This is a genomic window from Clostridioides sp. ES-S-0006-03, assembly GCF_020662275.1.
Taxonomy (GTDB): domain Bacteria; phylum Bacillota; class Clostridia; order Peptostreptococcales; family Peptostreptococcaceae; genus Clostridioides.
Map to the genome: position 1 here is coordinate 74,620 of NZ_JADGMM010000015.1, position 22,773 is coordinate 97,392.

The following is a 22,773-nucleotide window of genomic DNA, read 5'->3' on the forward strand; positions in this document are numbered from 1 at the left end:
TTTTTATACTTATGTCTTTATAATCAAATTAAAAGCTATAAAAAGGTTCAATATGCACTATTACCTGAGCATTTTCATTAATTTCTTCTTGTATTTGTTTCTCAATTTTATGTGTTAAGTCATGTGATTGCTCTACACTTATAAATGGGTCTACCATTACATGCATATCAATATAAATAACACTCTTACTACCTCTACTTCTAATATTATGAACATCTCTCACTTCATTAAATTCAAATACAATTTCCCTTATATACTCTTCATCTACAGCTACTCTATCAACTAAAATTCCAATAGACGGTTTAAATATTCCATAAGCTGAATAAATTATAAACCCAGAAATAATAATAGGAACTACAGATTCTATTATTACTGGAAATCCTAACTTAACACCAACTAAAGTAACCAATACTCCTAAAGACACAAATATATCACTTCTTGTATGCAATGAGTCTGAAATTAAGACATAACTATTCAGTTTAGTTCCAACTCTATACTCATATATACAGACAAAAATATTTATAAAAAGAGTAATGACTAGAGCAATTAAACTTTCTATAGTTATAGAAGGTGTAACTGGGTTTGCCAGTCTTGATATAGAACTAAGAATTATCTTAACTGCTATAACAAATAGCATACCACTAATAAATAAACTGGTTATAATTTCAAATTTTTTATGCCCATAAGGATGATCTTTATCTTTTGGTTTAGATGCAAAAAAAATACCTATTAATCCTACTATATTAGATGCTCCATCTGACAGAGAATGAAACCCATCTGCTGTCATACTATAACTTTTAATTTTATTACCAATAATTATTTTTAATAATGCTACAGCAAAATTGGCAAATAAAATTATCCATAACACTTGCTTCACTTTTTTATAATTATCCATAACTGTATACCTCCTCCCTTCGACTTAATCGAAAAAAGACTATGTATCAATATCAATTGACTAGATAAAGCAAATTGTATATATGCACACTTACTATATTTATATTCAAAGTTGGTTGTACTTGTTCATTCAATTTAAAAATTAATTATGAATTAAAAATCATAATATAGGTTTTGTATACAAAAAAATAAGTTATAAATAGTATTTAAAATACTATCTATAACTTAAGTTCATAATATAAACTATTAATTTTCTATACTAAACCTTCTTTAACTAAGAATGAATGAGCAACCTCTTCTGGTGATTTTCCAAGCTCATCAACTTGATAGTTAAGTTCTCTCATAGTTTCTTCATTTATTTTTCCTGAAAGCATATTCATCACTTTTTCTAACTCAGGATATTTCTTAAGAGTATCTTGTCTCACTAATGGAGCCGCATAATATGGAACAAAGAAGTTTTTGTCATCTTCTAATATCTTAAGATTAAACTTCTTAATAAGACCATCAGTTAAAAACGCATCTACAACTTGAGATTCATTATTATCTAAAGCTGTATATCTTAAACTTCCATTCATAGCTTTTACATCTTTGAATTTTAGACCATAATCTCTAGAAATACCTACAAAACCATCTTCTCTATTTTCAAATTCTAAAGTTGGTGAGAAAGTAAAGTCACTACTATATTTAGTTAAATCAGAAATAGTGTTTATTCCATATTTCTCAGCAGTTTTAGGCATCATGGCTAATGTATAAGTATTGTTAAATCCAATAGGGTCAAGTAAAGTTAATTGATTCTCTTTTTCCATAGTATCTTTAACAACCTTATATGCTTCATCAGCATCTTTAATTGGAGCATGCTTCATTACATTTACTAAAAGTGTACCTGTATAATCTACATACATATCAAGTTCACCAGATTTAATAGCATTAAATGCAACAGATGAACCACCTAGATTTAAATTCTTTTTAACATTAAGGTCTGTATTTTTCTCTATCAATTCAGCATAAACATTACCAAGAATAAGTTGTTCTGTATAATCTTTTGAACCTATAGTTATTGTCTCTTTTTTGCTTGAAAAACTTGAACCAAAAGTAACAAATAACATTGCAATAATTATTATAGCAGATACTACTTTAAGCCCTATATAATTTTTCTTTGGAGCCTTTGGATTTAAGCCTTTTGGAGTAACTGCAACTTCAATCTTACTAAATAAATAATCAACTAGCAATGCAATTATACATGATGGAATTGCTCCTGCTAAAATCATATTGTTATTTACAGTTTGTACACCTGAAAATACTAAATATCCCAGACCACCAGCACCTATAAATGCTGCAAGAGTCATAAGACCAACCGCTGTAACAGCAGAAATTCTAACCCCACCCATTATTATAGGCAAAGCTAAAGGAAACTGTATTTTAAATAAAGTTTGGTTTCTTGTAAGACCAATACCTTTAGCCGATTCTAATACTACTGGGTCAATACTTGTTATACCTATATACGTGTTCTTTACAATTGGTAATAATGAATATACTACTACCATAAATATTGCTGGTTTGCTTCCTATACCAAGTACTGGTACAAGAAGACCCAAAAGTGCCATTGATGGAACTGCTTGAACTAAGTTTACAAATCCAAGCACAATTTTTCTAAGAGATGGTATTCTTGAAATAATTATTCCTAGAGGAACACCCACTAGTATAGCTATCAAAATAGATGTAACAGTTAAGCTCATATGTTGTATCAAAAGCTCTATAATCTTATCTTTTTGCAATAGTATAAAATTAAAAAAATTATCCAAGGACACTCACCTCCATCTCTAGGAATTGCTCACTTAAAACAGAAAGTAAACTACTTCTAGTAATCAGTCCTACTAATTTATTTTCACTTGAAACAACTGGAATATATCCAACTGAATTACAGTTCATTATATTTAGTATTTCTACTAAATTATCACCTTCATTTACATGCAAAGGCTCTCTTGACATAATATCACCAAGCAATGTCGATTTATCATGACGGTCTTTCATATCTTTTACAGTGACAATACCTTTTAGTGTTCTAGCTCTATCTATGATTAGTAAACTATCAACCTTACTCGTTCTCATAATTTCTATACCTTGAGTTACAGTTCTTGTTGAATTAACAGCAATAGGATTTTTTATCATAATATCTTTTGCTTTTATATATTCTGGATTATCCCAAACTCTATCTTCTCCAATAAAGTCTTTTACAAAATCATTTGCTGGATTTCTAAGTATGTTCTCTGGAGTATCATACTGCGCTATTCTTCCATCTTTCATAATACAAATCTTATCAGCTATCTTTAAAGCTTCATCCATATCATGAGTTACAAATATTATAGTTTTTTTCAGTTCATCTTGAAGAGAAAATAATTGTTCTTGTAAAGATGTTCTTGTTATTGGGTCTAAAGCACTAAAAGGCTCATCCATTAATATTATTTCAGCATCAGTTGCAATGGCTCTTGCAACACCAATTCTTTGCTGTTGACCCCCACTAAGCTCTGAAGGATACTTATTTAAAAAATCATCACTATCAAGACCTACCATTTCAAGTAATTGTAAAGTTCTTGCCTCAATTTCTTCAACTGACTTTTCCTTTTTTAAACGTGGAATTAACTCTATATTCTCTTTTATTGTAAGATGAGGAAATAGACCTGTGTTCTGTATAACATATCCTATTTTCCTTCTAAGTTCTATTTCATTTTCTTGAGAAATTGGTTTACCATTAATATATATTTCACCAGATGTAGGTTTTATTAATTTGTTTATAAGCTTCAAAGTAGTAGTTTTCCCACAACCACTTGAGCCAATTAAAACTACCAATGTGCCTGTTTCGACAGCTAGAGAAATATCATCTAATATTACATTATTTCCCATTTTCTTGGTTACGTTTCTTATCTCTATCATAATTTATCATCCCCTCTTTCGACAAGCAACCCTTGCCAACGCAATAAGTTGTTTTTATAATTATATCACAATATCCCCTTTATGTAAACAAAGTACGACTTTTGGGTTAATACATATTAGTAAACATTACTATAAATATCAAGTATTTGTATACAATACTCAAATTTAAAAGATATAAAAAAAAATAAAAAAATCTTAATAAAACAATACAACACTAGCCTTAATTATATATAATTAAGGCTAGTGTTAATTCATTCATTTAAACAAATAGTCATCGCTGAATACTATCCATATACTCAAATAAAGTAATGTCTTTGTAAGTTTCTTTTTTGTCGCTTAAGTTTGATATTGTAACTCCTAATAGTCTAATTTGTTTTCCATTCATTTCAACATTTCTCAATAAATTGTCAACACCATTTCTTATATCATTATATTCATCAATATAATGTTCTAAACTAAGACTTCTAGTTATCTGTGTAAAATCCTCATACTTAACTTTTAATGTCAACGTCTTTCCAAATTTCTCAGAGTTTTTTAATCTATGGCACACTTCCTCACAAAGTTCATCAAGGATATTACGTGTTTCTTCTTCATCAATATCCAAGTTATGACTTAGTGTAGTCTCTGCTCCAACAGATTTTCTAACTCTATTTGGCTCTACTGGTCTATCATCTATACCCCTTGCAAATTTATATAAGTCATATCCTTTTTTCTTAAATATGTTCTCAAGTTCAAATAAATCTAAACACCTTAAATCATATCCTGTTTTTATCCCTAAATTTTTAAGAGTATTTGAAGTGACTTTTCCAACACCAAAAAATTTATTTACAGGCAATTTATCTAAAAAATCCTGAGCATTTTCTTCATTTATTACAGTCAAACCATTAGGCTTTTTTAAGTCTGATGCTATCTTAGCAAGAAATTTATTATATGAGATACCTGCTGAAGATGTAAGTCCAACTTCCCTAAATATATCTCTTTTAATTTGCTTTGCTATTTCAATTGATGAATCAATATTCTTTTTATTTTTTGTTACATCTAAATATGCTTCATCTAAAGATAGTGGCTCTACTAAATCTGTGTATCTATAAAATATATTTCTTATTTGATTTGATACACTTTTATATACCTCAAATCTAGGTCTTACAAAAACTGCATATGGACATCTATTATAAGCTACAGTGGATGGCATAGCTGAATGTATGCCAAATTTTCTAGCCTCATAAGAACACGTTGCAACTACTCCTCTGCTTTGTGGATTTCCACCAACAACCACAGGTCTACCTTTTAATTTTTTATTGTCTCTTTGTTCTATAGACGCATAAAAAGCATCCATATCTATATGAATTATTTTTCTATAAAATTCCATTCTTATCACCTTAAAGTATAACTAGATTAAATTTATTTACATCACTGTTTTAATTATACCAAACTTATGTTTCTTTATGCTATTTTTTCATCTATTTTATTTATATGTCAATACTTTCTCTTACTAAAACAGTTTATAATCAATTAATTCAATACAATTTATAAAAAATCATAAAAAACACTTGCAAAAACTAGGTAAAAGCTTTACAATAGGTATTCCAAGGAACTAAATTAAAATTCCTTATGGATAACAGTATATATATTAATTTAAATGGGATGTTTTAAAAATAAAAGACTGCCTTATACAAGACAGTCTACTGATTTTATTATAATTGTAATGGACTGCTCAAACTATTACTTTAAAACAGCCCATATTTTTTTGTATAATTATATTTTTAGCTATAGTAAAGATTTTGTGAAGGATACTCTGGGTCACAAGTTACATCTATACCAAGCTTTCTAAATGTTTGTTCATCATCTCTATTTAATATAGTAGTAGAATGTGCTTGACACCCTTTTAATAAAGCTAACTTTTCCATAGCAAATTGTGCAGTTGGATTAGTTACAGCACAAATACTAAGAGCAGTTAAAACCTCTTGACAACTAAGTGAAACATTTCTACTTGCTAAAGTTTTTGTTTTTAAATTTATAATAGGCTCTAATATTACAGGTGATATTAAGTGCATATCATCAGATATATTAGCTAAATGCTTAATTGCATTCAGTACTGCTGCTGCTGTTCCATTCATTAAGTCAGAACCTTTACCAGTTAATATTGTCCCATCTTCTAATTCTAGTGCCACTACAGGACAAGTATCATTTTTATCAGCATTTTCTTTTAACTTATTACTGTAATTTCTAGCAGGTAAAACAACGTTTCTATCTTCTGGCTTTAAATTAAGCTCTTCCATAATCATTTTCATTCTATCATAAGCACCTTTATCAACTTGTCCCTTTTTATACTCACAAGCAGTTTTAAAGTATCTTCTTATAATTTCTTCTATAGAAGCTTTTCTTATTACTTCATCATCTATTATTCCAAAACCAACTCTATTAACACCCATGTCAGTTGGAGATTGGAAAATTGATTCTTTTCCAGTTATTTTTTCTATTATTTTTTTTAGCACTGGGAATAACTCTAAATCTCTATTATAGTTTACTGACATTTCACCATACGTTTCAAGATGGAATGAATCTATCATATTTACGTCTTTTAAATCTACTGTAGCTGCCTCATAAGCTATGTTTAAAGGATGTTTCACAGGTATATTCCAAACTGGGAATGTTTCAAATTTAGAATATCCAACTACATTTCCTCTTTTATTTTCATGGTATAACTGACTTAAACAAGTACCAAGTTTTCCACTATTAGGTCCTGGTGCTGTTACTACTACAATTGGCTTTGTAGTTTCTATATAATCATTTGCTCCATATCCTTCATCACTAACTATAGTTTCAACATCTGAAGGATATCCCTTTGTTGGATAATGTTTATAAACTTTGATTCCTCTACGCTCTAACTTATTTATGAATACAGTCGTTGCAGGTTGTCCCTCAAATCTAGTGATTACTACACTGTTTACATCTAGCTCATAACCTCTTAAATCATCTATTAATCTTAAAACTTCCATATCATAAGTGATACCAAAGTCACCTCTTATTTTATTTCTTTCTATATCTCCTGCATACACACAAATTACAACTTCAACTTTTTCTTTCATATGTTGTAATACTTTTATCTTTGCATTTTCATCAAACCCTGGAAGTACTCTTTTTGCATGAAGGTCTCCCATTAATTTTCCTCCAAACTCCAAATAAAGCTTGTCAAAATTATTTACTCTTTCTAAGATATATTTAGACTGCTCTTCTAAATATTTTTTGTGGTCAAATCCTATTTTCATCTTAACACCTCACTAAATTAAATTTCTTTTTGATAACAGTATATTTATATATATTTTTTTAGTAAAACATCTTATAAAAAAATGTTAATACTTTTTCACTCAAAGTAATATTATACATTTAAGATTAATTTTTTTCAAGATAGTTTTATGGTAAATAAGATATACTTATATTATTAATAAAATAAGAATATTATATTTAAATATATAAAATATAATATTCTCATCTTAACATTAATTTATTTTAATATCTTTATACATGCTTTATTCTAAATTTAAAACTTTCCTAATATCTTCTATACCTTGATAAACTTCTTGTTTAGAAAAATTCATAGCCTCTAATTCTTCATCAGTTTTTTCCATAAGCATAGTATAAAATTCTATTGCTATATACTGCATATTTTCACTATTTACAGTTTTAGCTTTATCAAATAAAATTTCTTCTGCTTCATTCACATTTCCCTGGAAAACTAATCTTTTCAAAGTTATTAATATAACTTCTTCTTCAGTATTATATACTAAATCTTTCTCTTCATATTCACTGTATTTTTTCCCCAATAAGAATCTTGCAACCATCAATTTTATCTCATTGAAAATCTTATCCACTATAGCCATATTTACATCTCCTATAAATAAAATTTATTTTCTTTTTAATTATACCAAACTTTATAGAAAAAATTATTGTATGTAAATAAAATGATGAATAAATAAATTTTAAATAATAAAAAAAAGAAGGTAGCGGGGGATCTCCGACTACCTTCAAACACTAGATTGTGATTGGTTTGGTATTTTGTTTATACCCACCATAAGCTTTTTTAAATCATTTAAATTGATTTTTTTAGCATCCACATCCTCCATCAAAAACGTCACCACATTCGCAAAGTATTAATAATAATATTAAGAAAGGTATCCATGCACATAAGTCCATCTCAGCCCAACAGTCTTGGAATGCTAAGAATAAGAAAAATAATATTATTATCCACCAAGCACATCCGCCAAATCCGCCTTCACCAAAAAATCTATCCAACATAATATGTTACCTCCTAGTTATTTTGTATGTGGAGTTTCAGCTCCTAAAATATACTATGTTTAAGGTCTTATATTTGCTAATGATTTTTTTAAATTTTTTTATACAATTTTTCAGAAAACACTATTGACTTACACTTAATTTATTTCCATCACTATCTATAACTATCTCTCCATTATAAGTAAGAAAAGTTTTTATATCTAATTTTTTTAATATTTCTAATACTTCTTTATCAGGTTCTTTTTTTTGTGAGCAAGTAATAGCAGCATATTTTGGTGAAATAGATTTTAAAAATGCTTCACTTAATTTATCATACCTTCCATGATGAGGAATTTTCACAAAATCGTATTTTAAAGTATTTTCACTTATAAATTCAGCTAAACGTTCTTCTTCTGCATCTCCTGCAAATAAAAAATTGTGTGTGCCATAATTTATACTAGTGATTATTGAGTAATCGTTTGAACTCTCATACTCACTTTTTAAAGCTGGTTGTATGCTTATATTTGCATTATTAACTACAATATTCATTTTTTCTTTCAATATTATGGGCTCTATACCAGTTTTTTTAAGTGAGTTAACATATTCATCATATTGTTTACTGTCTTTTTTATAATTTGCTTGTATTAAATTATTCACTTTAACACTGGACAACACACTATCAACTCCACCTATATGGTCTTTATCTAAATGAGTTAAAATTAGATAATCAAGTGTATTTATTCCTTTTTCTTTTAACTTATTAACTATTTGTTCACCATCTTTATCTTCTCCTGTATCAATCATTATGGCTTTTTTGCCTATCTCAATTAATATGCAATCTGACTTTCCAGTATTTAGTATAGTAGTTTTAAATGCAGTATTTCCTATATCATTTTGAATATTATTTTGACTCATACTATTTTTCTCACTACCTAAATAAGATTTACTTGTTGACTCTGTCTTACCATTAGCAGTTACATTTACTACAATCAATAGAGCTGCAATCAAAGATACTGTTGTAATTAAAAACATGATGTCTTTTAATATTATTTTCTTCATCCAAAAGCTCCTATAAATTTTATTTATTACATATTTATAGTATAGCAATGCTGACATAATAAAATACACCTAGAAAAAGGGCAAATTCTAGGCATATTTGTGGCATTAAATATAACAAATAGTTTAGTTTTATAATTGTAACTAAGTATTTTTTAAAATATTAATTAATACTATCTTTCTAAATTTAAATCTTCAAACTCTTTTATTTTATCATTAGATAAAACACTCTTCTTAGTTGACTGTCCATTTTTTCTATCAAAAGTATTTTTAGCTTTTGCACCTGATAAGAACTTACCAGCTCCATTAATACAGCCTTCTTCGCACATCATTCCTTCTATAAAATTACCTTCTAATCTACCTAATTTAGCCATTGTCATTGTTTTCTTAATTTGTCTTGGTCCAGAAACTTTTATAGGCTCAAAATCAAAACTGATACCTTTTTCAGCAATATAATTTTGTATTGATTTTGTGAGCCCACCAGATGCTCCAAATCCTCTTCCAAAAATTGAACCATCATTTATATCATCATTTGAGCATTTTGACAAATCTACATTAAAAGCTTCAAATAATGCCATTAATTCTTCAAAAGTAAGTACATAATCTACTGCATCTTTTAAACATTCCTCAGTTGCCTCACTCTTTTTTGCAGTACATGGACCTATAAATACTACCTTAGCATCAGAATCAAATTTTTTTACGAATCTTCCTGTGGCTACCATAGGTGATACTGTAGAAGATATTTTATCAACTTCATCTGGGAACATCTTCTCTATATACTTAAAGAAGCCAGGACAACATGAATTGGTCATATACTTATCTCCAGATTTTATTCTTTCAATAAATTCATTACTTTCATGAACTGTAACTGCATCTGCTCCACAAGAAGCTTCTATCATATCTATAAATCCTAGTGATTTTACAGCATTTTTTAATTGTCCATATGTAATATTACTATCAATTTGACCTGTTATTGCTGGAGCTACTATAGCATACATATTTTCTTTTCTTGCAAGTTTTTTTGCAACTGGTGCTATCAAACTCTTGTCACATATTGCTCCAAATGGACAGGCTGACATGCATGCACCACAATTTATACAATTATCTTCATGTATCATAGCCTTCATAGTATCCCTGTTAAAATCTAACGCCCCAGTTGGGCATACACTTTTACATGGTCTTACAACTTCTGAGATAGCATCATATTGACATGAACTTTTACACATTCCACAAGCTTTGCATAAATCATGGTTTATATAAGCTCTTCCATTTATATAAGAAATTGCTCCAAACTTACAAGCTTCTTTACATCTATGTGCCAAACACCCTCTACAAAGTTCTGTTACTGTAAATTCATTTATTGGACATCTATCACATGCAGCTTCTACTATATACATAATTTGCTCATTAGAACCTAAATTTACTGAATCTGGATTTATATTTTCATATTTAGCATTTGGTGTCAAACTCAGTGCAAGCTGTGCTCGTTCAAGAACTACCTCTCTCTCTTTATAAACGCAACATCTATATCTTGCTTTCTCTCCTTTAATTATTTCATATGGAATTTTTTCTATATTTTCTTTTGTTAAATTTTCTTCAATTGATAACTTTGCTACAACTGTTAAAACTTCATGTTTTAATCTTTTTAGCTGTGTTTCGAACTCAAACATAAGTACTCCTCCCTATAAATCACCTATTTCACCTATATTTATACTATTATGTATATTGTATTTTTTATTTATTTCCATAAATTATTATAACACAGGCATAGTTTTTGTTAAGTTATATACAAAATATTATATATCTAATTTTTATTTTAAGTACTTAAACATCTTGATATAAATCTAAATAAAAATAGAGTTATCCTAATGTTAAATTACAACTTAGAACAACTCTATTCTCCATCTATATTTTTTATGATTATCTATAGATTTATTTTTCTAGATTTATATCACTAAAATCTTTTATTTTTGTATTTGCTAAAACACTTTTCTTAGTTGATTGAGAATTTTTTCTATCAAATGTAGCTTTAGCTTTTGTGCCTAGTAAGAACTTACCAGAACCATTAATACATCCACCTTCGCACATCATACCTTCTATAAAGTTTCCTTCTAATTTCCCTAAATTAGCCATAGTCATTGTCTTCTTAATTTCTCTTGAACCAGAAATTTTTACAGGTTCGAAATTAACTCCAATACCTTTTTCAGCAAGATAATTTTCTATAGCTTTTGTAAGTCCACCAGCAGCACCAAAGCCTCTTCCAAATATTGATGCATCATCTATATCTTCATTTGAACACTTAGCTAAGTCTATATCAAAGGCTTCAAATAGTGCCATTATTTCTTCAAAAGTTAGTACATAGTCAACAGCTCCTTTTAATTCCTTTTTAGCTGCTTCATTCTTTTTAGCTGTACAAGGACCTATAAATACTACTTTTGCATCAGGTTCATAATTTTTTATAAATCTTCCACTAGCTATCATAGGAGATACAGTAGAAGATATTTTTCCTACAAGGTCTGGGAATGTCTTTTCTATGTAACCAACAAATCCTGGGCAACAAGAGTTTGTCATAAAAGTGTCTCCTTTTTCCATTCTTTCAGCAAACTCTAAACTTTCATGAACTGTAACTGCATCTGCTCCACAAGCTGCCTCTAGTACATCGACAAAACCTAATGATTTTATAGCATTTTTTATTTGACCATATGTAACATTTGCTTCAACTTGACCTGTTATAGCTGGAGCTACTACTGCGTACATTTTTTCTTTTTGTACTAATTTTCTAGCTACTGGAGCTATCAAACTCTTATCAGATATCGCTCCAAATGGGCATGCTGACATACAAGCACCACAGTTTAAACATTTATCTTCATGTATCATAGCTTTCATATTTTCTCTATCAAACCCTAAAGCATTAGTTGGACATACGCTCTTACATGGTCTTACAACCTCTGAGATGGCATCATACTGACAAGCTTTTTTACACATTCCACAAGCCTTACATAATTCATGATTTATATAAGCCATTCCTCCAACATGTGTAATAGCCCCAAATTTACAAGCTTCTTTACATCTATGTGCTAAACAACCTCTACAGATATCAGTTACTGTAAATTCATTTATTGGGCAACTATCACATGCTGCTTCTAAAATATATATTATTTGTTCATCTTCTCCTACATCCATTGTATCTAAATCTATTTTATCTTGACCTGGCAATAGTCCCATACTTACATTTACTCTTTCAGATATTATAGCTCTTTCTTTATAAACACAACATCTGTATGTAGGTTTCTCGCCTTTTATTATTTCATATTGAATATTATCCATTGCTTCTCTTGTAAGGTTATCTTCTTTTCCAAGCCTAGCTATTGCAGTTAAAACATCATGTCTTAATTTGTGTATTTGTGTTTCAAATTGAAACATGTTAATACCACCCCCGTAAATAATTTTATACGGTATTATTATAGCATAATATTTCCTTTTATTAATATATATGTAAAATATTATATATTTAATTTTTATTTTATCGAATTCATATATTGTTTTTTTATTTTATTATATAATAATAGTGATATTTCTGAAATTTCACTATTTTTAAATTTTATTTTTAACCTATTTTATAATATTTTTTATTATTTTTTTAAATTTTATTTTTTATTTTTCAATTTATATATTACATTTTTTGATATTAAATTTACCAGACTCTCTCAGATTTCTATTTTATTTTCTTTCATTATTAATATATTTTTTAATAAATTTTTTTAAATTATAAAATTGATTAACTTTTTTTAAAATTTCAATTGCTTTTTTTTTAAATTTATGCTATATTAATAGAACAGACTTAATTTATTTAGTTTGTATTTTTTAATAAAGCGGAGGTTTTTTTATAATGAAAAACGGAATAGTAAAATGGTTTAATAGTGAAAAAGGATTTGGATTCATATCAGTAGAAGGAGAAGACGATGTTTTTGTACATTTCTCAGCTATACAAACTGATGGATACAAAACTTTAGAAGAAGGCGAAAAGGTTAGCTTTGATATAACTCAAGGTAATAGAGGACCTCAAGCTGAAAACGTAAATAGAATATAATTATTTAATTTAAATATATATATTTTAGAAAAAGGAGCTACATAAGGCTCTTTTTTATTGTTTAAATTTATTGTTTAAAAAATAAAGAAGTTACCTTAAAAAAGTGCTAAGCTTAAAACAACTTATTTAAAGTAACTTCTTTATTTTATAGTATATTATTTATACAGACTTCTCTACCTAAATTTACTTGATATTATTAAACATAATTCTCTCAATACTTTGCATGCTATAACTGTTGATACTCCTGTCGTATCATAATCAGGGCTAAGCTCTACAATATCACAACCAACTATATTTATATTAGATTTTTTTATAATCTTAAAAACATCTTGAAATTCTCTATAATTTATACCACCAGGTTCTGGCGTGCCTGTTCCTGGAAATACAGATGCATCCAACACATCTAAATCTATAGTTAAATAAACATTTTTCCCATTCAATTTATTAATTATCTTTTCAAATGTATTTATTCCACCGACTTCCATATAGGTATGTTTTTGTTCTATTGCAAACTTAAATTCTTCTCTTGTTCCAGACCTTATTCCAAATTGAAATATTTTATCATCTCCAACAATATCCCATACTCTTTTAATTACTGTTGCATGAGAATTTTTACTGTTATTATATTCTTCTCTTAAATCTGTGTGAGCATCAAAATGAATTACATACACATCATTATACTTCTCATAAACTGCTTTAAAGGCTGGTAAAGTAACTAGATGTTCTCCACCAATCATAAATGGAATCTTTAAATCTTCAACTATACTAGCAGTTTCATCATATATTTCTTTCAAAACTTGTTCTGTATCTCCAACACTAATTTCCAAATCTCCATAATCACATATATTATAATCTTCTAAATCCAAGTCTAAAAAAGGACTATATGTCTCAAGACCATAAAATTCTTTTCTCATTGAGCTACTTGCAAATCTAGCTCCAGGTCTATTTGAAGTAGTTCCATCAAACCCTACTCCAAACACTATCAGATTTGATTCTTCATAACTTTTATCCATACCCATAAATGTATTTATATGATAGAAATTACTCTTCATTTAGCATCTCCTTTACATATTGAGGTAACATAAATGAACCTAAATGGATATCACTATTATAATACTTCGTTTTTAAATTTAATTTTTCCCAGCCATCTCTATCTTGATTCTTTATTGGGTCTAGTTTTTTTGAAGCAAAGCCAAATAACCAATGTCCAGATGGATATGTTGGTATATGTGCTTGATAAACTTTAGCTATTGGAAATATCCCTTTTAACTTATCGTTGGCTCTTTTCATTTCCTTAGCATTAAACTCGAAATAAGGACTTTCACTTTGATTTACTAAAATTCCATCATCAGTTAGTATTCTATAACAATCTCTATAAAAATCATTTGAAAAAAGTCCTTCTCCTGGTCCTATTGGGTCAGTTGAATCTACTATTATCAGGTCATAAGATTTGTCATAAGCTTCCTTAACAAATTTAACTCCATCTTCAAAATATAAATTTACTCTTTCATCATCTAATTTACATGAACATATATCTATATACTCTTTAGACACATCCACAACCATTTTATCTATTTCAACCATGTCAATTTTTTCTATTTTAGGATAACGACTTAACTCTCTTACTGTACCACCATCTCCACCACCTATAACTAAGACTTTTTTGATATTTAGATTTGTAGCCATAGGAACATGAGTTATCATGTCATGATATATAAACTCATCTTTATATGTCACCATCATTAAACCATCTATTGTCAGAAACTTACCAAATTCCTCACTATCAAACACATCTATTCTTTGAAATTCAGATTTTCCTTCAAACAAATGTCTATCTACTTTTATAGAAAATCTTACATTTTTTGTCCATTCCTCTGTATACCAAAGTTCCATATAATAATCCTCACTTTCATTTATCTATTTTACGTTTATACTGCTTCAGGTTTATGAGTGATTTTACCTAAATCTTTTTTTGAATATTTTTTTATTTTTGTTGTCAATCCTCTTGGAATTTCTGTGGACTCACTTCTTTCTGATTTTAGAAGCTGTTCCAATAATTCAAAACTTTTCCATGGGTCTATATCACCACAAGTGAAAAAATCCGCCGCTGCATAACCATATTCAGGCCAAGTATGTATTGTCAAATGAGATTCAGCAATTATTACAGCACCTGAAACCCCCCAAGGATTAAAATGGTGAAATACAGAATCAACAATTGTAGCCTTTGCGTTTAATGCTGAATCATTCATAAAATTTTCTATAAGATGTGGGTCTTTAAGTATACTCTCATCACAGTTATAGTATTCTACTAGTATATGTCTTCCTAGTGTTTCAAATTTCATTTCAATCCCAACTCCTTTTACATATTTATATGTACTATTGTATTTATCCAATAACACAATTTATTTTATAACGAGTATTGTATCTAAGTTTTTATCTTGCATATCAGTCAAATATGCATTACTCTTTTTTAAAAAAACAATATACTCCATAATTTCTTTTGTTATTAATTCTCCTGGAGTAACAATTGGTATGCCTGGTGGGTATGCCATTATTGATTCTCCACAAATTCTACCTATGCATGACTTAATATCTATGCTTTCTTTAGATGCATAAAAAGCTTCTCGCGGATTAAGCTCAATAGTTGGATTTATTTGAATCATATTAAACTCATTTAACTTGGTTTCTTTTCTATAATTTTTTTCAATTATAGAAAGAGCCTTAACCAATCTGTCAATATCTGATTTGTTGGTTCCAATAGACACAAGTGCCAAGATATTGTACAAATCGCCTAGTTCTACTTGAATTGAAAACTTTTTATACAACAAATCATACACTTCAAAACCAGTTAAATTTAACCCTTTTACATTTATACATAATTTAGTTTCATCTATAAATTTAACACCTTTTCTTTTTAATATTTCGGTAGACAAAACATCTATTCCATCTATTTTATTTAATCTAGCTTTTGCATATCTAGATAAATTTAATGCTTTTGATAATTGTTCTTCTCCATTTTCAACTAGGTTAACTCTTGCTCCATCTATACTTGCCATAAGTAAATAAGATGCAGATGTAGACTGTAACATGTTGATTGACTGAAGTACTTTTTCAACTCTTATATTTTCTCTATTCAATAAAAGTGCTGAAGATTGTGTCAATGCTCCTCCAGTTTTATGTATACTTACAGCCACCATATCTGCTCCTAAACTTATTGCAGAAGGAGGTAAATCTAAATGAAATGGAAAATGAGCACCATGAGCTTCATCTACTAATACTAAAAGATTATTTTTATGACATAATTCTATGATGCTCTCAAGGTCTGCACAAGCACCATAATAAGTTGGATTAAGTAAAAATAAAGCTTTTATATCGCAGTTTTTTTCTATTTCCTCTCTAACTTTATCAATAGTAATATTTAAACTTATACCTAATTGCTCATCAAATTCTGGTTGTATAAATATTGGTATTCCTCCACAAAGTATTAAAGCATTTATTACTGACTTATGAATATTTCTTGGTAGCAATACTTTTTCTCCTGGATTTATTACACTTAAAATCATTGCATGTATTGCTTGTGTAGTACCATTAGTTATAAAGAATGCTTCATCAGCCATATAAGCCTGTGCTAATAAATCTTGTGCATTTTTTATGACTCCAGTTGGATTAGATACATTATCCATAGTGGGTGATGAGTTTATATCCATTTTCATGAGATTTTCACCTAGATATTTATTTAATATATCTACACCTCTATTTTTCACATGTCCAGGTACATCAAAGCAAGCTATATCTCTTTTTGAATATTCTTTTAATGATTCCAATAATGGAGCACATTCATAGCTCAATTCAACTGCATTTGCGAACTCACTGTCCATGACTTTAAATTCATCCCCTCTCTATATTCTAATATTTTCATTGTTTTTATTTATTATTTCTATTTTTTATTTTTACTTTTATTAAACTCATGATATTTATTATATTAACAAACAAGTATTTTTACAAGTATTTTTTTATTTATTATCAAAAACCTATACCTTAGTGTTATCAATATTTATAAACTTTTATATTTTTTATTGTTTATATTAATTTTTTTTAAAATTAGTATTTGTAAACTTTCTTATTTTTAGTCAATTTCTTATTTTTATTTTTTTCAAGTTTTACTAACGCTTTAAGTTTAATATTTTTAATTAGTATGTATTCTATTACTAAACTTTTATACTATTTTTATTTTATATATTAAAATCCATAGTTTAGTGTAACTAAATAATTTTCATATTTGTAGATTTAAATTTTTTATAAAAATTATTAAAATTTAATCTAATACTATAGAATAAATTCTATTTGTACAAACAAAAATAGAGTAGTAAATAAATTCACTACTCTAGATTTATAGTATCATAACATTATAGACTTATAGCATTTTTTGTACATTCCTTTATATTTGCTACTTTACTCATAATTATAACTGTTAAAAGTTCTGAAACAGCCATACTTACCCATATTCCATTTACTCCAAATAACTTAGAAAAAACAAGTAGTATAATTGGCAACAGTAGGATTGAACGTAAAACGCCTATAATATTAGAATGTACTGGCATTTCTATCGCCTGATAATACATCATAGTTGTCAAATTCTTCCCAATCATAAGATAGGCTAAATTAGCCATATTAAGTGCAACATAGGCCATTAAAATAATTTCTCTATCACTTGTAAATATTTTTATAATTTCTTTTCCAAATAAAAAACATATTACTGTAAACATTATAGATACAAAGAAACTCATTTTTGTTGCCATATTATAATAGCCTAACATTTTTTTACTTTCTTTAGAACCAAAATTATAGCTTATAAGTGGTTGAACACCTAAAGTTATACCCATTAAGAGATTATAAATATTAGTAGTTACATAGTTTACTACAGCATAAGCAGAAAGACCTACATCTCCAACAACTCTTGTCAAAACTATATTATGTGCAAGTATAATTATTGAAAAAGCACTCTCTGCAAAGAATGAGGGAAATCCTATATTAAATAATTCTTTTAAAACATCCTTTTCTATCTTTGCTGAACCAAAAGATAACTTACCTTTTTTAAACATAAAATGAGGTAACATTATTATAAGTGTAGATAGTTGACCTAAGCCACTTGCAATTGCTGCACTTTTTACACCAAATCCAAGCTTAAATATAAATAGATAATTTAAAGTTATATGAAATATTGTTCCTGACACAGTAGCTATCATAGCAAGTTTTGGTCTTCCATCATTTCTTAAAAAACTACAAAAAACAAGACCTAGCAAATTTGGTAGACAGAAAATAGCATAAAATGTTAAATATTCAGAAGATAATCCTACTAAATTTTCTGTTGCTCCCATAATTCTAACTATATGTTCTGAAAAAAGTATACAAATTATTGTAAGAGATAAACTACCTATTATTAAGATTTTTATCACTTGTCTAAATATATTTACAGCCCTTTCATCATCTCTAGAACCAAATTTTTTGGAAACTAGTACTCCTCCTCCAACTGCCATTAAACTGGATAATCCTAAAAATACCATTACAAGAGGCATTACTATACTAACAGCTGTAAGTGCTGAATCGCCTAGTCCTTTTCCCAAAAATATTCCATCTAATATTGTATTAAATGATGATACAAACATAGCAAGAGCTGATGGTATAGCATACTCTAAAAATTTTTTTGCCATTAAAAATCTCCCTCCCATAGATTATTATAATAAATATTATTTCACTATATAAAATACTAATCTATCCTCTGAGGGTAGAGTCAAGTTTTTTTGTATACTATTTTTTTCTTATTTCTAATTGAACCAATGTCTTTTCTTTTGTATCTGAATCTACTCTGGAAAGCATCCATATTTCATTAAAATTTCCAACAAGTTCTATATTATTATTCTTTGCATAATCTATTATTTTTTGATAATAATCATAGGCATTATTCCAATTATCATCATATATAATTGTTAAATATTCACCTGCTGGTAAAATATGCTCATTCTCATATTCTTCTCTTTCTTTAAAATCTACTATATCATCATATAATAATGCTTTACCTTCTTTGATTACTTTCTCATATGAAATACTACCTGAGATTATAGGATATACATCATTATACTTATCTTGAATGTGTAAAATAATATGTCTCAGATACATCTCAAGTTCCACTTCATCCTTTGAATTACATTTATATACATTTACTTTTCTTTCTTTATTGTATTTTATAAATACATTATTTAAATCATATTTTAACAGTTCATTTACTTTAAATTCTATATCATTTAGATAATTTTTCACATCTGATAGTTCTTTTATTTTATTTTCTATCATTTTATTTTGTCTATCAATTGTATTCATCATAGAATCAATTGAACTGTCTGAATCAATTAATTTTTTTATATCTTCAAGAGCCATCCCCATAATCTTACAGTACTTAATTACATCTATACTCATAAATTGTTCTCTTGAATAATACCTATATTTATTTTCTTGATTTACATATGCTGGTTTTAATATACCTACTTTATCGTAGTATCTTAGAGTTTTTATTGATAAATCAAAAAGTCTAGACACTTCTCCTATTGAAAAATATGTTTTTATATTATCCCCTCCCTTTATATTTTGCATTAAAATAGTACTACATTAACCTATAAATATCAATATAAAAATTAATTGTATTTTTAATTAATTTTATATTGATATTTATATATTAAAAATAATAAAATAATGATAGAATTATAAAAAAATAAGAGAAGCTTTTAAAAGCTTCTCTTATTCCATCTCTGCTATAGGTATCGTTTTCCAATGTTTTCTTAAAATTGCTTCAACATTTTCTGAATCCTTTGCTCTCATAAACTTCACTGCCTCAATATGTTGATTATTGCTGTAAGTTAGCATTTTATACAATTCTTCTTCATTGTCGCTAGTATATGACTTTGACATAAAATTATATCTAAGAGAGTTCAACATATTTATTAACACCTGATTATCTGATTTTGCTATGTATATATCGTGAAATTCATTGCTTAGTTTTAAGTAGTTATTGTAATTTTTATACTTTATAGAGATAGCCATCATTTCTGTTAACTCGTCCATTTTTATTAAATCTGATTCAGTTAAATTTTCTAAAGATGAAGAGCCTGCTAACGCATCTAACATACCAATTACAGAGTATGTGTCTAGTTTTTCCTTTTCCTGAAACTCTTTTACCACAAATCCCTTATTAGGTATCTTTTCTAGTAAATTTTCACCTGCCAACCTCGTTAGTGCTTCCCTTGCTGGTGTTCTACTAACTCCAATAGAGTTACAAATTTCAGATTCAGTAATTCTCTGATTAGCTTCATACTCTCCATTTTGGATTTTTTTTGATATATAGTCATAGACTTGAGTTGTAAGTGGATCTACTTTCATAAGACACTCCTCCATATTAAGATTATAAAAGTTAAATCTCCCTACAACTTCAGTAGAGAGGTTTTGTTTTATCTTACTTATCTATATAATATCATAACTTCTATATTTTTTACACTTCTTTGTATATTTTGAAATACTAAAATTTTTATGATAATTTAAAACAAAAATGTAGCAAAACCTTTGATAAATCAAAATTTTTGCTACATTTTTATTTTTAACTTAAATTATTATACTTAAAATACACTAAAAATAATAAATGATTTAGAATCCATATGGATTTTTAATTCATTGTTTTCTATCTGTATATTTTTATTTATATTTTTAAGATTATACTTTATAGGTATTTCCTCTATAAAGTTACCTTCTATATTTAATGATATATTTTCAGGATTGTTACTTCTATTTATTAAAATCAGTATCCTATCATTATATTCATTAAATCTTATAAATGCAAACACATTGTCATTTTTAGTATATATAAATTCTGTTTCTCCAGAACTTAAAATTTTATTTTTATTTCTGATTTTTATAATATTTTTATAAAAATTTAACATATCTTCATCTTCATTTTTCCATGGATATGTTCTTCTATTGTCTGGGTCTACATCTCCACAAAGACCTGCCTCATCTCCATAGTATATATATGGTACTCCTTCAAATGTCATCTGCGTAGCTACAGCAAGTTTCATCAAATCTATATCATTATTTAATTCAGTTTTAGCTCTTGTGACATCATGTGTTCCAATTAAATTTAAATTAGACTTAAATGATTCTTCTGGATAATTTTCTTTAATTTGCATATATTTATTGCTAAGTTCATATGAATTAATTTCTCCTTTTAAAAATGAAAACATATTATTTCTAAATGGATATCCCATAACAGAATCTAATTCTTCACCTAATAAATAGCTTCTCCTTTGACCATAACTAATCTTATTTGAGGCATCTTCCCATACTTCCCCTATAAGTATAGAGTCATTATCAGCTTCTTTTAGTTGCTTTCTCAGCTCTCTTATAAACTCAGTTGGCAGTTCATCTGCAACATCCAATCGCCATCCTTTAATCCCCATATTCATCCATTTGTTTATGACACTATCCTTGTCATATATTATATAATCCATATAGCTTTTTTCTAATTCATTTGTATTTGGCAAGGTCTTTATATCCCACCAACTTTTATATTTATGAGGAAATTCTTCAAACACATACCATGAATAATATGGTGATTCTTTTGATTGATATGCACCTAAACTATCATAATTTCCATACATATTAAAATACTTACTATCTGCTCCAGTGTGACTAAAAACACCATCAAGTACTATTGATATATCTTTTTCTTTTGCTTTATCAATTAATTCTTTAAATGTATCTTCATCTCCAAACATAGGGTCAATCTTTTTATAATTTCCTGTGTCATACTTGTGATTACTAGAAGCTTCAAATATAGGACTCAGATATAATATACTCACTCCTAATTTTTTTAGATACCCAAGTTTATTAATTATTCCCCTTAAATTTCCACCATGAAAATCCCATCTTATAATATCCCCTCTATTGTCCTTTATGTACATAGGTATATCGTCCCAATTGCCATATATAAAGCTGTTTTTTTTAGGATTATCAACCTTCCCATTACGATTTCCATTGTTAAATCTATCTACAAATATATGGTAAAGTACTCCTTCTTTGTACCAGTTTGGCACTTTAAAGTCTCTATAAACAGTAATTTGATATTTATTGATATCATTATAATTATATTCACAAGTGTATCCATTTTCTCTATTCTTTCCATAGAATACAGTCTTTTTCTCACCATTTATTTCAGCAATCACTTTAAAATAATAAAAATAAACACCAGTTGTATCAAATTTTCCAACCTTACAATAAAAATACTTTCTAAGTGTATTATTGTTTAATTCTTCATTTAAAATTATTGTTTTTGATTCATCTTCTTTGTTTATTTCTAGGGAAATAGACTCAACATTATATCCTTCATTTACTTTGACATTAATCATCAATTCTTCATCAAATTTTAAAGCTCCAAACGGAGCCTTAAAATTTTTATCCCAAGAGTTATATTCTATTATGTTTTGCAT

General features: G+C 27.7%; 19 protein-coding genes. 1 reads left to right on the forward strand and 18 read right to left on the reverse strand.

Features of this window, described 5'->3' with window-relative positions:
- Positions 1 to 28: 28 nt before the first annotated feature.
- The 10 genes from IR151_RS16935 to IR151_RS16980 form a co-directional block, all read right to left on the reverse strand.
- Positions 29 to 895, reverse strand: a complete 867-nt coding sequence (locus IR151_RS16935; protein ID WP_227436730.1) for a cation diffusion facilitator family transporter — start codon at positions 893 to 895, stop codon at positions 29 to 31.
- A gap of 253 nt (positions 896 to 1,148) precedes the next feature.
- Positions 1,149 to 2,696, reverse strand: coding sequence for a glycine betaine ABC transporter substrate-binding protein (locus tag IR151_RS16940; RefSeq protein ID WP_227436732.1), 1,548 nt, complete (start codon positions 2,694 to 2,696; stop codon positions 1,149 to 1,151).
- Entirely contained in the window at positions 2,689 to 3,825 is a 1,137-nt protein-coding gene (locus tag IR151_RS16945; RefSeq protein WP_227436734.1) for an ABC transporter ATP-binding protein, read from the reverse strand. The genes IR151_RS16940 and IR151_RS16945 overlap by 8 nt, the downstream gene beginning before the upstream one ends.
- Positions 3,826 to 4,096: 271 nt before the next feature.
- Positions 4,097 to 5,194: a DNA polymerase IV gene (gene dinB / locus IR151_RS16950; protein ID WP_227436736.1), complete on the reverse strand. Its 1,098-nt coding sequence runs from the start codon at positions 5,192 to 5,194 to the stop codon at positions 4,097 to 4,099.
- A gap of 394 nt (positions 5,195 to 5,588) precedes the next feature.
- Positions 5,589 to 7,094: a DUF1846 domain-containing protein gene (locus IR151_RS16955; protein WP_227436738.1), complete on the reverse strand. Its 1,506-nt coding sequence runs from the start codon at positions 7,092 to 7,094 to the stop codon at positions 5,589 to 5,591.
- Between the two features lie 261 nt (positions 7,095 to 7,355).
- On the reverse strand, positions 7,356 to 7,706 hold the full coding sequence (locus IR151_RS16960; RefSeq protein ID WP_227436740.1) for a DUF6483 family protein: 351 nt from the start codon (positions 7,704 to 7,706) through the stop codon (positions 7,356 to 7,358).
- A gap of 223 nt (positions 7,707 to 7,929) precedes the next feature.
- On the reverse strand, positions 7,930 to 8,121 hold the full coding sequence (locus tag IR151_RS16965; RefSeq protein ID WP_003418667.1) for a hypothetical protein: 192 nt from the start codon (positions 8,119 to 8,121) through the stop codon (positions 7,930 to 7,932).
- 120 nt (positions 8,122 to 8,241) lie between these two features.
- Complete coding sequence (locus IR151_RS16970; protein ID WP_227436742.1) at positions 8,242 to 9,156, reverse strand: MBL fold metallo-hydrolase; 915 nt, start codon at positions 9,154 to 9,156, stop codon at positions 8,242 to 8,244.
- Between the two features lie 170 nt (positions 9,157 to 9,326).
- Positions 9,327 to 10,823: a 4Fe-4S dicluster domain-containing protein gene (locus IR151_RS16975; RefSeq protein ID WP_227436744.1), complete on the reverse strand. Its 1,497-nt coding sequence runs from the start codon at positions 10,821 to 10,823 to the stop codon at positions 9,327 to 9,329.
- A 262-nt stretch (positions 10,824 to 11,085) separates the two neighbouring features.
- A complete protein-coding gene (locus IR151_RS16980) occupies positions 11,086 to 12,576 on the reverse strand; it encodes a 4Fe-4S dicluster domain-containing protein (protein WP_227436747.1) in 1,491 nt (496 codons plus the stop codon).
- 466 nt (positions 12,577 to 13,042) lie between these two features.
- On the opposite strand from IR151_RS16980, the gene IR151_RS16985 reads away from it, so the two are divergent.
- Positions 13,043 to 13,243 (forward strand): cold-shock protein, encoded by a 201-nt coding sequence (locus tag IR151_RS16985; RefSeq protein ID WP_227436749.1) that lies wholly within the window; start codon positions 13,043 to 13,045, stop codon positions 13,241 to 13,243.
- A 173-nt stretch (positions 13,244 to 13,416) separates the two neighbouring features.
- Here IR151_RS16985 and speB read toward each other — a convergent pair whose 3' ends face one another.
- The 8 genes from speB to IR151_RS17025 form a co-directional block, all read right to left on the reverse strand.
- Complete coding sequence (gene speB, locus IR151_RS16990; protein ID WP_227436751.1) at positions 13,417 to 14,295, reverse strand: agmatinase; 879 nt, start codon at positions 14,293 to 14,295, stop codon at positions 13,417 to 13,419.
- Positions 14,285 to 15,136, reverse strand: a complete 852-nt coding sequence (speE, locus tag IR151_RS16995) for a polyamine aminopropyltransferase (RefSeq protein WP_227436752.1) — start codon at positions 15,134 to 15,136, stop codon at positions 14,285 to 14,287. The genes speB and speE overlap by 11 nt, the downstream gene beginning before the upstream one ends.
- Positions 15,137 to 15,171: 35 nt before the next feature.
- On the reverse strand, positions 15,172 to 15,585 hold the full coding sequence (gene speD, locus IR151_RS17000; RefSeq protein WP_227436754.1) for an adenosylmethionine decarboxylase: 414 nt from the start codon (positions 15,583 to 15,585) through the stop codon (positions 15,172 to 15,174).
- A gap of 60 nt (positions 15,586 to 15,645) precedes the next feature.
- A complete protein-coding gene (locus IR151_RS17005; protein ID WP_227436756.1) occupies positions 15,646 to 17,121 on the reverse strand; it encodes an aminotransferase class I/II-fold pyridoxal phosphate-dependent enzyme in 1,476 nt (491 codons plus the stop codon).
- 528 nt (positions 17,122 to 17,649) lie between these two features.
- Positions 17,650 to 18,954, reverse strand: a complete 1,305-nt coding sequence (locus tag IR151_RS17010; protein ID WP_227436758.1) for an MATE family efflux transporter — start codon at positions 18,952 to 18,954, stop codon at positions 17,650 to 17,652.
- 97 nt (positions 18,955 to 19,051) lie between these two features.
- Positions 19,052 to 19,891 carry a MerR family transcriptional regulator gene (locus IR151_RS17015; RefSeq protein WP_227436759.1) on the reverse strand — a complete coding sequence of 280 codons (840 nt, stop codon included), beginning with the start codon at positions 19,889 to 19,891 and terminating at the stop codon, positions 19,052 to 19,054.
- A gap of 144 nt (positions 19,892 to 20,035) precedes the next feature.
- A complete protein-coding gene (locus IR151_RS17020) occupies positions 20,036 to 20,674 on the reverse strand; it encodes a GntR family transcriptional regulator (protein WP_227436760.1) in 639 nt (212 codons plus the stop codon).
- Positions 20,675 to 20,907: 233 nt separating this feature from the next.
- Entirely contained in the window at positions 20,908 to 22,773 is a 1,866-nt protein-coding gene (locus IR151_RS17025) for a glycoside hydrolase family 13 protein (RefSeq protein ID WP_227436761.1), read from the reverse strand.

Excerpts from the sequence above, each read along its gene's own strand:
- IR151_RS17010 (WP_227436758.1), bottom strand. The coding sequence starts at position 18,954 with ATGGCAAAAAAATTTTTAGAGTATGCTATACCATCAGCTCTTGCTATG.
- speE (WP_227436752.1), bottom strand. The coding sequence starts at position 15,136 with ATGGAACTTTGGTATACAGAGGAATGGACAAAAAATGTAAGATTTTCT.
- speB (WP_227436751.1), bottom strand. The coding sequence starts at position 14,295 with ATGAAGAGTAATTTCTATCATATAAATACATTTATGGGTATGGATAAA.
- IR151_RS16955 (WP_227436738.1), bottom strand. The coding sequence starts at position 7,094 with ATGAAAATAGGATTTGACCACAAAAAATATTTAGAAGAGCAGTCTAAA.
- IR151_RS16975 (WP_227436744.1), bottom strand. The coding sequence starts at position 10,823 with ATGTTTGAGTTCGAAACACAGCTAAAAAGATTAAAACATGAAGTTTTA.
- IR151_RS17005 (WP_227436756.1), bottom strand. The coding sequence starts at position 17,121 with ATGGACAGTGAGTTCGCAAATGCAGTTGAATTGAGCTATGAATGTGCT.
- IR151_RS16985 (WP_227436749.1), top strand. The coding sequence starts at position 13,043 with ATGAAAAACGGAATAGTAAAATGGTTTAATAGTGAAAAAGGATTTGGA.
- IR151_RS16935 (WP_227436730.1), bottom strand. The coding sequence starts at position 895 with ATGGATAATTATAAAAAAGTGAAGCAAGTGTTATGGATAATTTTATTT.
- IR151_RS16945 (WP_227436734.1), bottom strand. The coding sequence starts at position 3,825 with ATGATAGAGATAAGAAACGTAACCAAGAAAATGGGAAATAATGTAATA.
- IR151_RS16970 (WP_227436742.1), bottom strand. The coding sequence starts at position 9,156 with ATGAAGAAAATAATATTAAAAGACATCATGTTTTTAATTACAACAGTA.
- IR151_RS16965 (WP_003418667.1), bottom strand. The coding sequence starts at position 8,121 with ATGTTGGATAGATTTTTTGGTGAAGGCGGATTTGGCGGATGTGCTTGG.
- IR151_RS16980 (WP_227436747.1), bottom strand. The coding sequence starts at position 12,576 with ATGTTTCAATTTGAAACACAAATACACAAATTAAGACATGATGTTTTA.
- dinB (WP_227436736.1), bottom strand. The coding sequence starts at position 5,194 with ATGGAATTTTATAGAAAAATAATTCATATAGATATGGATGCTTTTTAT.
- IR151_RS17020 (WP_227436760.1), bottom strand. The coding sequence starts at position 20,674 with ATGAAAGTAGATCCACTTACAACTCAAGTCTATGACTATATATCAAAA.
- IR151_RS17015 (WP_227436759.1), bottom strand. The coding sequence starts at position 19,891 with ATGCAAAATATAAAGGGAGGGGATAATATAAAAACATATTTTTCAATA.
- IR151_RS16960 (WP_227436740.1), bottom strand. The coding sequence starts at position 7,706 with ATGGCTATAGTGGATAAGATTTTCAATGAGATAAAATTGATGGTTGCA.
- speD (WP_227436754.1), bottom strand. The coding sequence starts at position 15,585 with ATGAAATTTGAAACACTAGGAAGACATATACTAGTAGAATACTATAAC.
- IR151_RS17025 (WP_227436761.1), bottom strand. The coding sequence starts at position 22,773 with ATGCAAAACATAATAGAATATAACTCTTGGGATAAAAATTTTAAGGCT.